We start from the raw sequence: 11,766 nt of genomic DNA, 5'->3' as shown, positions 1-11,766 counted from the left end.
CCATCCACTGGTCGCCCGCCACCGGCGCCTTCGCCACCTGGGGGCCCATTCGCGCAACCTGGGGCAGCCTTGGGTACGAGAGGGGACGGCTTGGCTATCCGGCTGCAGCGGAAAACTGCGACCTCGTCAACGGCGCATGCAGCCAGCGATTCCAAAACGGAACGATCACTTGGTCTGCCGCGCAAGGCAGCATAGTACTCCCCTAGCCGACTAACCCGCGGCGGTTGGCGGTGAAGGAGCACCAACCGCCCGGGCGCCCGGGGGCGTTGCCGCTCCAGCTCACCCGGGCTAACCGCAAAGGGTCATCACTCCGGCATGATCATGGTGCGCAGGTCCAGCTGCCGCAGCACCCGGTCCGCGACTTCCGGGTCCATGCCCGGCTCGTTCCGGGCCGCCACGACTTCCTGGCGGGCCGCGTCGAGGGCGATCGTCTGCACGGCAATAGCCAGTTCGCGGCCGCGTTGGCGCTGCTCCCCCGCGCTTTCATTCTTTAGGCTCCCGTCCAGCAGCTCGGCGTGCAGCCGGGTCATTTTCTCCTTCACCAGCGCCACCTTCTCCGCCGGAAGTTCTCTCATGAGCTCGTTGTCCTTGAGCGCGGCGATCGCTGCCTGTTGCGCACGGCGGGCCAGCACGCGGGCGGCGTCGCGTTCTTCCGAACCGTCCTCGGACGCCTTCATGACCCGCATGAGCCACGGCAGCGTCAGCCCGGGCAGCACCAGGGTGGCCAGCAGGACCGCGCAGGCGATCACCAGCAACTCGCTCCGGGCCGGGAACGGCGTGCCGTCGGCAATTGTCAGCGGAAGGGCCAGCGCCAACGCCAGGGTGGCCAGGCCGCGCATGCCGCACCAGGTCAGAATCAGCACGTCCTTGGCCGAGGTAGGGCGCAGGATGTCCTTCCTGGCCCGGGACAGGCCGGACATCATGGCCAGCCAGGCGAAGCGTGCCGCGAACACGAGGACGCACACAACCGCGGCAGTCCCGATCATGCCGAACACGGCGCTGCCTTCCTCATGGATGACCTGCCGTACTTCCAGCCCCACCAGCCCGAAGGCCAGGCCGGTGATCAGCAGTTCCGCGACGTCCCAGAACGCGGTGCGGGTCACCCTCTCGGCGGCGTCCCCGGGCCGGGAGTGGCGCTGGATTTCCAGGGCGGTGACCACGACGGCGATCACCCCGGAGGCGTGCACCTCCTCAGCCAGGATGTAGGCGGCAAACGGCACCACGAGGGTGACGGCGCTTCGGGCCACCATGGAGGTCACCAGGCGGGTGATCAGGCTCGTGAGCCAGCCCATGCCGATCCCCACGACCACCGCGAGCGCGGCCCCCAGGACAAACTGGAGGACGACGTCGGAGGCGATCTTGGTGCCGGCTACGGCGGCGGCCACGGCCGCCTGGAAGATGACAATGGCGGCGGCGTCGTTGAAGAGGCCCTCGCTCTGGAGAACGTTGATGAGCCGCCGCGGCATATGGACACGGCTGGCAATGGAGTCCACGGCCACGGGATCGGGCGGAGCCACCATGGCGCCCAGGGCGATCGCGGCCGGAATGCCGATGCCCGGGATCATGAGCCAGGCCGCGCCGGCCACCACCGCCGTCGAGACCACAACGAGCGCGACGGCGAGCATGAGCAAGGTGCGCCAGCGGACCCGGAAAACGGCCCAGGAGCTGCGTTGGGCCGTCGCGAAGAGCAGCGGCGGCAGGAAGATGGGCAGGATCAGCTCGGGCGGGATCTGAATCTCCGGGAAGCCCGGGATGAACGTCAGGGCGACGGCCAGCAGCAGCATCAGCACCGGGTAGGGCAGCCTCAGCCGGTCGCCCAGGCCCACTGCCCCCACTGTGGCCAGCAGGAGTCCAACGATAAGTGCCAACTGGTCCATGTGCCCGCTTTCCCCGTGGCGGGCCGGGGGCATCCCGGGTGGATGCACGGGCCGCCCCCACTAGCCTATCTAGGTCAGCGGTGCTGGGCTTACGGTTCGAGGGCTGCCGCGAGCGGGAGGGTACCGTCCCGGAACTGGATGGTGCGCCCGATCGTGGCGGGCAGCCCGAGGACCGCCGCCGCCACCAGGGCGACGTTGGCGCGGGCGGTTTCGGTGCCGTCCGATGTATCGGCGGGGTCGACGTCGATCATCCCGTTGCCGGGTCCGGCCGTCAGCGTGCCGGGCCCCAGAATGGTCCAGTCGAGGCCTGAGCCGCGCAGGTAGGCATCCGCCGCGGCCTTGGCCTCGGCGTAGGCGAAGAAGCCGTTGTCCGCGGGGACCCCGTGGTCCGGCCCGGCGCCGAAGTAGGAGACCATGACGTACCTTCTGACGCCTGCTTCCGCCGCGGCGTCCATCGAACGGATCGCGGCGTCGCGGTCCACGGCGTAGGTCCGTTCGGGGCTGCCGCCGCCGGCCCCGGCAGACCACACCAGGGCGTCGTGGTTCCGCAGGGCATCGGCGATCTGCGCCGTCGTCGCGTTCTCCACGTCCAGAAGCGACGGCGTGGCGCCGGTGGCAGCGACATCGGCCGTCTGGTCGGGGTTGCGGATGAAGGAGGTGACCTCCTGCCCGTCCGTTGCGAGGATCCTGGACAGTTCCAAAGCCACCTTGCCGTGGCCGCCGATGATTGCGATTCGCGTCATGGACCCATTCTGTCCCACCTCACGACGAACTGCTGCCCCATGGTCCAAAGGTTCGTGGTGGTCCAGTAGATCAGGACCCCGATGGGGAACACGATGCCGCCCACACCGAAGACGATCGGCAGGCTGTACAGAAGCACCTTTTGTTGGGGTATGAGCGGACTTGCCAGGGCCTCGCTGGACATGTTCCTGGCCATGATCTGCTTCTGCGTGATGAGCTGCGAGGCCGTCATGGCCAGGATCATCACGATGGAGAGGATCCACACCGAGAGTTGGTTGCCGCCGGCGCCGTGCAGCAGCGATGCCGAGAGCGGGACCCCGAAAATGGTGGACTGGTCGAACTGCATGACCTGCTCGGCGTTCATGGCTCCGACGCCTTCGCCCTTGCCGGCCGCGCTGCTGATGCCAGAGAGCACCTGGAAGAGGGCGAAGAAGAATGGCATCTGGATCAGCATGGGCAGGCAGGCCGAGAACGGGTTGGTGCCGTGCGCCTTGTACAGGGCCATCTGTTCCTGCGCCATGGCCTGGCGGGAGGGCGGATCGGTCTTGCCCTTGTACTTGTCCTGCAGCTTCTTCAGATCCGGCTGCAGCAGCCGCATGCGCTGCTGGGCGTCGACCTGCTTCAGAAACACGGGGATCAGGGCAGCGCGGATGACCAGCACGAGCCCGATGATCGACAGGGTCCACGTCCAGCCACTGGCAGCCGGCATGCCGATGGCGCTGAGGCCGTCATGGAAGCCCACCATCATGGCTGAGACCAGCCATCTGAACGGGGCCATAATGGTGCCGAAGAAGTCCACTGATATCCCCAACCGTCAGGTGCTGCAAAACTACGGTGAAACGAGCCGCTTGTCACGGGCTCTTGCCGCTCTTTGTCCGCGCCGTTTCCACCGCCGCCAAGGTCCCCACCTACGACCGGCGCGACGGCGACAACTTCTTGGCACTCAGCCGGACCCGAACCGCCGAGTGGTGGCATGATGGGCGCATGAGCCGAGTCACCTGCGATCTGACCATCTCCCTCGACGGATTTGTCGCTGGCCCGAATCAAAGCCTGGCGGACCCCCTGGGCGAGGGCGGAGAGCTCCTGCACAGGTGGCAGTTCGAAGAACCCGAGTCCAACACAGACGCACTCAAGGGCATCCTCGCGGCCGGCGCCTACATCATGGGACGGAACATGTTCGCAGGGCCTGGGCGGTGGGATGAGGATTGGCGGGGATGGTGGGGCGAGGAACCGCCCTATCACGCACCCGTGTTCGTTCTCACCCATCATCCACGCAAGCCCCTGGAGATGCAGGGCGGCACCACATTCAACTTCGTGACCGATGGGATCGAATCGGCGCTGACCCAGGCCCGGGCGGCCGCCGGCAACAAGGACGTGGCCATTGCCGGAGGAGCGCAGGCCGCCCGCCAATACCTTTCTGCGGGGCTGATCGATGAGCTGCGGCTCCATATCGCGCCCATTGTCCTGGGAGCGGGCGAGCGGCTGCTGGAGGGCGTCACGAACCTCAATCTTGAGCCGACGGAAGTGAGCGGTACCCGCCTCGTCACCCACGTGCGCTATCGGGTCATCCGCTGAAAGGCTGACGCTCAGTCGTCGGACGCCACCCAGCGGTCGGTCGGTGCCCCGAAGCCAGAAGAGACAGCGCTCGGAAAGCGTGCGTCTCATACAACAGAAAAACCCCCGGAATCTCGCGGATTCCGGGGGTCTTGCCTGTAGCGGTGGGGAGGCTCGATCTCCCGACCTCACGATTATGAGTCGTGCGCTCTAACCAACTGAGCTACACCGCCATAAATGAGGAAAACCTGCGCTAAGCCGGTCAAAAACCGCCTTGACACAGGCCCTCATCCAGAGCCCCCCACCGGAATCGATCCGGTGACCTCGTTCTTACCAAGAACGCGCTCTACCACTGAGCTAGGGGGGCAACGAGTAAATACTCTACCGGAAGATTCGCCCACCAACAAATCGGCGGCCGGACGACGTCGGACCGGCCGAAAACAGCGGAAATCCGGGCTCGCAGCACGATCCCGGGAGCCCGAATCCGCTGCCCGGACCGGCCGGCCGCCGCGGCTGTGACGAAGTGAACACGCGGGCGGAATGCTTAAGTAAGAACGGGCCGGCTCAGGGAGCCAGCCCGTTCTCAGATACTGCTAGTGGTTACCACTTGTTGCGGGGCTTGAAGCCGCCTTCGGTGCGGGGTTTGCGGGTGTCGGCGCCGAAGCTGCGCTGCTCGGAGCGCTCGCTGAAGGAGCGGCCGCCACGGTCAGCGGAGGACCGCTCGCCGTCGCCCTTGCGGAATTCGCGCTTGAAGCCGCCGTTGCCCTTGAAGTTGCCGCTGCCACCGGAGTAGCCGCTACGGTCCCCGCCGCGGTTGCCCTGGTAGGAGCCGCGGTCCCCGGAGGGCTTACGGCCGTTGTCGAGCTCGAGGTGGATCAGCTCGCCGCCGATCCGGGTGCGGGACAGGGCCTTCAGCTGATCGGCGCTGAGGTCCGCCGGGAGCTCCACGAGGGAGTGGTCCGAGCGGATGTCGATGCCGCCGATCTGGGCCGAGGAGATGCCGCCTTCGTTGGCAATGGCGCCAACGATGGAACCCGGCATGACGCGCTGGCGGCGTCCGACGGCGATCCGGTAGGTGGCGTTGCCCTCCGTCAGGGTGCGGGTCGGCCCGCGGGAGCCGAAGCCGTCCTTGGAGCGCTCGCGCTTCTGGAACTCGGGCGCGGCCGGCAGTTCCTTGACCAGGAGCGGCTGCCCGCCCTGGGCCATGACGGCCAGCGCGGCTGCAATCTCGGCGGCCGGAACGTTGTGCTCCTCCTCGTAGGAGGCGATGAGGTCGCGGAAGGCCGCGACGTCCTCGGACGCCAGCGTCTCCGTGATGCGCTCGGCGAACTTGCCCAGGCGCAGCGTGTTGACGGTCTCGGCGGTGGGCAGGTGCATCTGCTCCACCGGCTGGCGCGTGGCCTTCTCAATGGAACGCAGCAGGTACTTCTCGCGCGGCGTCATGAACAGGATTGCGTCGCCGGAACGGCCGGCACGGCCGGTGCGGCCGATGCGGTGCACGTAGGACTCGGTGTCGTGCGGGATGTCGTAGTTGACCACGTGGCTGATGCGCTCGACATCGAGACCGCGGGCGGCGACGTCGGTGGCCACCAGGATGTCGATGCGGCCTTCCTTGAGCGCGTCAACGGTGCGTTCGCGCTGCTGCTGCGGGATGTCGCCGTTGATGGCGGCAGCCTGGAAGCCGCGGGCGCGCAGCTTGTCGGCGAGGTCCTCGGTGGCCATCTTGGTCCGCACGAAGGCGATGACGCCGTCGAACTCTTCGACTTCGAGGATGCGGGTCATCGCATCGAGCTTGTGCGGGCCCATAACCTGCAGGTAGCGCTGGCGGGTGTTGGCGCCGGTGGTGGTCTTGGACTTGACCTGAACCTCGGCCGGGTTGTTCAGGTACTGCTTGGACATCCGGCGGATCTGGCTCGGCATGGTTGCGGAGAACAGTGCCACCTGGCGGCTCTCGGGGGTCTGCTGGAAGATCTGCTCAACGTCTTCGGCGAAGCCCATGCGGAGCATCTCGTCGGCCTCATCCAGTACGAGGTACTGGAGTTCGGACAGGTCGAGGGAACCCTTGGAGATGTGGTCGATGACACGGCCGGGAGTACCGACAACAACCTGGGCGCCGCGGCGCAGGCCGGCGAGCTGGGGGCCGTAGGCGGAGCCGCCGTACACCGGGAGGACGGTGAAGTCGTCGATGTGCTTGGCGTAGGAGGTGAAGGCCTCGGCGACCTGGAGGGCGAGCTCGCGGGTGGGAGCCAGCACCAGGGCCTGGGTCTTGCGGGACGGGCCGTTGAGGTCGTGGAGCTCGGCCAGGCGGGACAGTGCCGGTACTGCGAATGCTGCAGTCTTACCGGTACCGGTCTGGGCCAAGCCCACGACGTCGCGGCCTTCGAGCAGCAGCGGGATGGTTGCTGCCTGGATCGGGGACGGCTTCTCGTAGCCGACGTCCTGCAGGGCAGCGAGGACACGGCCGTCGATGCCGAGGTCTACGAACTTGACGCCTTCTTCCTCGGCGTCCTCGTCCTTGGCCGGGGCGGAAGTGGCCTCGGCCTTGGTGTCAGCCTGCGGGGTGGCCTCGGCGGCCGGTGCTACAACGTTCGCAGGAGCCTCGGTGAATTCCGGGGCGGAGCCGGCTGCGGGTGCAGCCGTTTCAGAAGTCTCGACGTCGTTCTGGCTGTTCTCGGTGGCGAGTTCGTTGTCGACGGAGTTGTTCTGATTTTCGGGCATAGGTGAAATTTCCTCATCCATAGGGGCCAAGCGGCACAACCCGAGGTGAGCGGAGCCGCAGTACGCGTGACACGAATGCCGGGCGTACGTTGACCGGCGGGTCACATAGAAGTCCGGCGCTTTCGCAATCCCGTGGCAGGACTTCCCGCTGCATCTCTTGGCTGCTATCCCAGCAGTCTGTACAGCGTTTTCTTTTGCCGGCTCTCCCTATGAAAATGCCCGCATCACAGTTGCGGGCCCCAACACTTGCCAGTCCTGCCTCAAAAATTGGGCAGGAATAAGGGATTTCCGGAGTGGGGGATATTTCAAGTGTAGGGCATGGATCAGAACAGTGGTAGTTGAGGGGCCGACGGCGGACGGTGAGCTTGCGCACACCGGCGCACCAGGCCTAGACCCCGAGCCGGCGCTGCAGCTGCTCGAAGCCCTGGTGGTACTCGGGCTGCAGGCGGATCTGGCCGTCGGCGTCGGCGTCGCGCAGGGCCTCCATGTCCTCCAGGGTGGGATCGGTGAACCACTTGGCGATCGTCACGCCGTGCGCGGGGACAAAGAGCCGGTGGATGTGGTTTCCGGCTTCGACGCTGCCGGTCCGGACCACGCGGAGGTACGTGCCAATCTTGCCCGCCTCGCCGAACCGCTTGACCCAGTGCGGCTCCCCCATCCGGCGCTGGAATGTGGCGCAGGGAATGCGGGGGGAGGTGACTTCCACCTCGACGTCCAGTCCAATCTTCCAGCGTTCGCCGATCACGGCGCTGGAGGCGTTGAGGCCTGTGATCCGCAGGTTTTCGCCGAAGATGCCCGGCGGCATGTCCCGCCCGAGCTCACCGGCCCAGTAATCGGCGTCGTCCTGCGAATACGCGTAGAGGGCCTGGTCCTCGCCGCCGTGGTGGATCCTGCTGGCCTGGACATCACCGCGCAGGCCGAGTTTGTGGACCCGCACCGGTCCGGCGACGGGGCGCTTGTCGATCGCGGTGACCCCGACGCTGCCGGGGTCATCGAGCAGCTGGTGAACCCGGCAGACAGCAAGCACAGATGCGGTTTCCATGGCACCAGTTTAGGCCTGCGGCCCCGCCGGGGCGCCGTACTCCGACGTCCCCGCCGGCCCGGACGACCAACCCAGCGCGACGCTCCTGCCCAGTTACTTTCCTGCACACCCCCGCACATGCCTGGCGACACCGGCGAGTCGGCATGGATCCGCAATCGGGTCCGGAAGCAACTGGGCAGGAAGGCCGGGCGAGACCGTAGGATGCTGGAATGAGCAATGTGGCCGGTTTCCCCCATGGGTCGGAAGGTGACGACCCTTCCGATGTCCTGGCGATCGATTCCCTGCTGAGCCCGGAGGAGCTGGCCGTCCGCGAGCGCGTCCGGGATTTCACGAACCAGCGGATCCGTCCCGATATCGCCGGCTGGTATGAGGACGCCGTGTTCCCCCTGGACCTCGCCCCGGAACTTGGCGAGCTCGGCGTGCTCGGCATGCACCTGGAGGGCTACGGCTGCCCCGGCCGCTCCGCCGTCGAATACGGCCTCGCGGCCATGGAACTCGAGGCCGGCGATTCCGGCGTCCGCACGTTCGTCTCGGTGCAGGGCTCCCTCGCCATGACGGCCATCCACAAGTGGGGCTCCGAGGAGCAAAAGCAGGAATGGCTCCCCCGGATGGCCGCCGGCGAGCTGATCGGCGCCTTTGCCCTGACCGAGCCCACGGCCGGATCCGATCCGGCGTCCATGACCACCTTTGCCCGCCCCGACGGGACCGGCAGCAACGCCGGCTGGATCCTGGACGGCGCCAAACGCTGGATCGGGCTCGCGTCCGTGGCGGATGTGCTGGTGGTGTGGGCCATGACCGACGACGGCGTGCGCGGTTTCCTCGTCCCCGCCGGCACCGCGGGCGTCACCGCGACGCCGATCGGGCAGAAGCTCTCGATGCGCGCCTCCATCCAGTGCGACATCACGTTCGACGCCGTCCGGCTGGGCCCGGAGGCGCTGCTGCCGGCCGCGCGGGGGCTCCGGGGCCCCTTCTCCTGCCTCAACGAGGCCCGGTACGGGATCGCGTGGGGTGCGATGGGCGCCGCCCGGGATTCCTACGAGGCTGCCCTGGCCTATGCCCAGGAGCGGCTGCAGTTCGGGAAGCCGCTGGCCGGATACCAGCTGACGCAGGAGAAGCTCGTGAACATGCTCCTGGAAATCCAAAAGGGCACCCTGCTGGCCCTGCACCTGGGCCGGCTCAAGGACGCCGGTACGCTGCGTCCGGAGCAAATCTCGCTCGGCAAGCTGAACAACGTGCGGGAGGCGCTCACTGTTGCCCGGGAGGCGCGCAGCATCCTGGGCGGCAACGGCATCACGCTGGACCATTCCCCGCTGCGGCACGCCGCCAACCTGGAATCCGTCCGCACCTACGAGGGCACCGACGAAGTCCACACCCTGATTTTGGGCCAGCACATTACGGGTCTCCCCGCCTTCCGCTAGCTGCGCGGGACGTCGGCGAGGTTCGGCGAGGTTCCGGGTGGGAGTTCGGGCCGGGCTCAGGCGGAGAAGCCGCCGTCGGCCTTGACCAGCTGCCCGGACATCCAGCGGCCCTCGGGCGAGAGCAGGAACGCGGCTGTGCCGGCCACGTCTGCCGGAGTGCCCAGCCGGCCGCCGGGGTGCCGCCGGGCCAGCTCGTCACGGAGCGGCTCGTCCATCCAGCCGGTGTCCACAGGCCCCGGGTTGAGGACGTTGGAGCTGATCCCGAGCGGGCCAAGTTCCCGGGCCGCCGCGATCACGATCCGGTCCAGGGCGCCCTTTGATGCCCCGTAGGGCAGGTTGAACGCGGTGTGGTCACTGGTCAGCGCCACGATGGCCCCGCCGTCGGGACCGGCCTGCCGGGCGAACGCGGCAATCAGCTGCCAGCTGGCCCGGGTGTTGACCGCGAAGTGCCGATCGAAGCTCGCCAGGGACGTGTCCAGGATGCCGGAGTCCACGGATTCGGCGTGGCTGAGCACCAGTCCCTGCAGGGTTCCGGCCTCCCTCGCAGCGGCGGCCATCAGCCGGTCCACGGCGTCCGGGTCCTGGAAATCTGCCGGCAGCGCCACGACGGCGGCGCCGATCGCCTGCAGCTCTGCGGTGAGGCGTTCGACGTCGTCCGGCTGGACTCCCCACGGCATCCGGGCGTCGTAATCCTGCCAGTACGTCAGGACGAGGTCCCAGCCGTCCGCGGCGAGGCGGCGCGCGATGCCGGCGCCGATTCCGGCGAGCCGGCCGACGCCGGTGACAAGGGCAGTCCTACGGGCTGACGAGGAGCTCATGCCGATCAGCCTAGCGGGGGCGGCCGGCGCGGCGCCTACGAAGCGGAGAAAGAGACGGCGGCCTGGACGTCCCGTTCGGCAACGGGCCCGGACGCCAGGTCGAGCTCGGGTGCCAGGTCGGGGTCCAGTGCCAGGTCGGGGTCCAGTGCCAGGTCGGGGTCCAGTGCCAGGTCGGGGTCCAGTGCCGGCCAGTCCAGTGCCGGAGAGTCCAGTGCCAGCGAGTCCCGACGCAGGGCTACGAACCAGCACACCAGCAGGGCCACGGCGCAGAAGACCCCGGCGCTGGAGGCCATGATCCACAGGCCGGGCGTCTGGACATCGAGGTTTTCCGCGCCGAGGGCTGTGCCAATGGTCTTGGGCGAGAACAGGAACACCAGGATCGAGATGCCCAGCACGCCGCCCATGGTCCAGCGCATTCCGACGTAGCTGCGCGGGGTTTTCCGCAGGGTCCAGGCGAAAGCCGGAAATACCGCAGCGACCCACACCCAGTGGTGGGACCACGAGACCGGGCTGATCAGCAGCATCGTCAGGGCCGCCGCCGAAACCGCCACAACGCGGGCGCCCTGATCGCTGGCCGCCTTGATCACTCCGGCGCCCACGGCCACAACCACCAGGCTCAGCACCAGCCACGGCACAGTGACGTGCGCCTCCGGGACACCGAAGTGCAGCAGGGCACCTTTGAGGGACAGGTTGTCCACATAGCCTGCTCCCCCCATCCGGGAGGTGTCCGGCAGCATCTGGAGCCAGAACTGCAGGGATTCGGCGGGGCGCAGCAGCCAGCCGATCACCACGGTGGCGGTGAAGCCGGCAGCCATATTGCGAAGTCCGCGCCAGTCCTTGCGGACCAAGTAGTACAGCCCGAACACCAGGGGCGTCAGCTTGATGCCGGCGGCGACGCCCACCAGAAAGCCGCTGCCGGGGAAGCCACGGGTCCAGCGCGGGTGGCGGGCCAGCAGGTCCACGGCGATCAGGCCCATCAGCAAGGCGTTGATTTGTCCGAACGCCAGGGTTTCGCGCCACGGACCGAGGTTCAGCACCGCCAGGACCAGGACGGCGGCGGCCCAGCCGTTGCCAGGCGTCCGGAAAGTCGCGCGCCAGGACGAATTCGCGTTCCAGTACCGGACCGTACGGACCGCGGTCAGGATCGCCACGACGGCGCCGGCTGCGTTGAACAGGGTCAGCGCCGTCGCCTGGGGCAGCCGGGCCAAAAGGCCGAAGAACATGGCGGCGAACGGCGGGTAGGTAAACATCAGCTTCGGCCCGCCGGCCCAGTCCACATCTCCCGCATACAGGCCCGAGGGCGCCGCGCCGGCGTCGTTGAGGATTTTGCCGCCGTACCAGTAGACGCTGAAGTCCAGGCCGTGCTTGGCCCAGACACCGAGCGAGAACCAGATGAAGTAGCCCACCGCGACGATGGCCACGATGACGGAGACCCGGAGCAGTTGCGGGACGGGTGAGTGCCGCGCCGGGCGGTAGTCGGAATCGGGCACTGACATGAATTCCCCAATCGGGCTGCTGGTGTAGACGCTGGCCGTTTGGTCGGTTCCGTCCAGGGCGGCGCAAACGCGCCCTCGCTGTCGGGTCAGTCTACAGAACAG

9 protein-coding genes, 2 tRNA genes and 1 pseudogene are annotated in these 11,766 nt (G+C 67.7%); 3 read left to right on the top strand and 9 right to left on the bottom strand.

Going from position 1 to position 11,766, the window contains the following annotated elements:
• The first annotated feature begins 2 nt into the window (after positions 1-2).
• Positions 3-206 (top strand): LGFP repeat-containing protein, encoded by a 204-nt coding sequence (locus BLQ10_RS23015; RefSeq protein ID WP_091558885.1) that lies wholly within the window; start codon positions 3-5, stop codon positions 204-206.
• A gap of 99 nt (positions 207-305) precedes the next feature.
• Here the strand turns inward: BLQ10_RS23015 and BLQ10_RS04395 are convergent, their stop codons facing one another.
• The 3 genes and pseudogenes from BLQ10_RS04395 to yidC all read right to left on the bottom strand — a co-directional run.
• On the bottom strand, positions 306-1,877 hold the full coding sequence (locus tag BLQ10_RS04395) for a Na+/H+ antiporter (RefSeq protein ID WP_091558786.1): 1,572 nt from the start codon (positions 1,875-1,877) through the stop codon (positions 306-308).
• 89 nt (positions 1,878-1,966) lie between these two features.
• Complete coding sequence (locus tag BLQ10_RS04390; RefSeq protein ID WP_091558784.1) at positions 1,967-2,620, bottom strand: NAD(P)H-binding protein; 654 nt, start codon at positions 2,618-2,620, stop codon at positions 1,967-1,969.
• 26 nt (positions 2,621-2,646) lie between these two features.
• Positions 2,647-3,417, bottom strand: a pseudogene (yidC, locus tag BLQ10_RS04385) (membrane protein insertase YidC); the annotation flags it as partial.
• A gap of 185 nt (positions 3,418-3,602) precedes the next feature.
• Here yidC and BLQ10_RS04380 point away from each other — a divergent pair.
• Entirely contained in the window at positions 3,603-4,193 is a 591-nt protein-coding gene (locus BLQ10_RS04380) for a dihydrofolate reductase family protein (RefSeq protein WP_091558883.1), read from the top strand.
• A gap of 138 nt (positions 4,194-4,331) precedes the next feature.
• Here the strand turns inward: BLQ10_RS04380 and BLQ10_RS04375 are convergent.
• The 4 genes from BLQ10_RS04375 to BLQ10_RS04360 form a co-directional block, all read right to left on the bottom strand.
• Positions 4,332-4,405, bottom strand: a tRNA-Met gene (locus BLQ10_RS04375).
• 62 nt (positions 4,406-4,467) lie between these two features.
• Positions 4,468-4,539: transfer RNA gene (locus BLQ10_RS04370), tRNA-Thr, on the bottom strand.
• Positions 4,540-4,772: 233 nt separating this feature from the next.
• A complete protein-coding gene (locus BLQ10_RS04365) occupies positions 4,773-6,890 on the bottom strand; it encodes a DEAD/DEAH box helicase (protein ID WP_091558780.1) in 2,118 nt (705 codons plus the stop codon).
• A 388-nt stretch (positions 6,891-7,278) separates the two neighbouring features.
• Positions 7,279-7,932: an MOSC domain-containing protein gene (locus BLQ10_RS04360; RefSeq protein ID WP_091558777.1), complete on the bottom strand. Its 654-nt coding sequence runs from the start codon at positions 7,930-7,932 to the stop codon at positions 7,279-7,281.
• A gap of 209 nt (positions 7,933-8,141) precedes the next feature.
• On the opposite strand from BLQ10_RS04360, the gene BLQ10_RS04355 reads away from it, so the two are divergent.
• A complete protein-coding gene (locus tag BLQ10_RS04355; RefSeq protein WP_091558775.1) occupies positions 8,142-9,350 on the top strand; it encodes an acyl-CoA dehydrogenase family protein in 1,209 nt (402 codons plus the stop codon).
• A gap of 56 nt (positions 9,351-9,406) precedes the next feature.
• Here the strand turns inward: BLQ10_RS04355 and BLQ10_RS04350 are convergent, their stop codons facing one another.
• The gene (locus BLQ10_RS04350) at positions 9,407-10,168 is read right to left on the bottom strand and encodes an SDR family oxidoreductase (RefSeq protein ID WP_091558773.1); all 762 of its coding nucleotides are present in this window, start codon (positions 10,166-10,168) and stop codon (positions 9,407-9,409) included.
• A 35-nt stretch (positions 10,169-10,203) separates the two neighbouring features.
• Positions 10,204-11,664: a glycosyltransferase family 87 protein gene (locus BLQ10_RS04345; RefSeq protein WP_091558771.1), complete on the bottom strand. Its 1,461-nt coding sequence runs from the start codon at positions 11,662-11,664 to the stop codon at positions 10,204-10,206.
• Positions 11,665-11,766 lie beyond the last annotated feature (102 nt).

The organism is Arthrobacter sp. ok362 (assembly GCF_900102785.1).
Lineage (GTDB): Bacteria > Actinomycetota > Actinomycetes > Actinomycetales > Micrococcaceae > Arthrobacter.
This window is presented reverse-complemented; position numbering and strand designations above follow the sequence as displayed.

Coding starts and splice junctions, on each gene's coding strand:
- BLQ10_RS04395 (WP_091558786.1), bottom strand. CDS start 1,877: ATGGACCAGTTGGCACTTATCGTTGGACTCCTGCTGGCCACAGTGGGG.
- BLQ10_RS04390 (WP_091558784.1), bottom strand. CDS start 2,620: ATGACGCGAATCGCAATCATCGGCGGCCACGGCAAGGTGGCTTTGGAA.
- BLQ10_RS04380 (WP_091558883.1), top strand. CDS start 3,603: ATGAGCCGAGTCACCTGCGATCTGACCATCTCCCTCGACGGATTTGTC.
- BLQ10_RS04365 (WP_091558780.1), bottom strand. CDS start 6,890: ATGCCCGAAAATCAGAACAACTCCGTCGACAACGAACTCGCCACCGAG.
- BLQ10_RS04360 (WP_091558777.1), bottom strand. CDS start 7,932: ATGGAAACCGCATCTGTGCTTGCTGTCTGCCGGGTTCACCAGCTGCTC.
- BLQ10_RS04355 (WP_091558775.1), top strand. CDS start 8,142: ATGAGCAATGTGGCCGGTTTCCCCCATGGGTCGGAAGGTGACGACCCT.
- BLQ10_RS04350 (WP_091558773.1), bottom strand. CDS start 10,168: ATGAGCTCCTCGTCAGCCCGTAGGACTGCCCTTGTCACCGGCGTCGGC.
- BLQ10_RS04345 (WP_091558771.1), bottom strand. CDS start 11,664: ATGTCAGTGCCCGATTCCGACTACCGCCCGGCGCGGCACTCACCCGTC.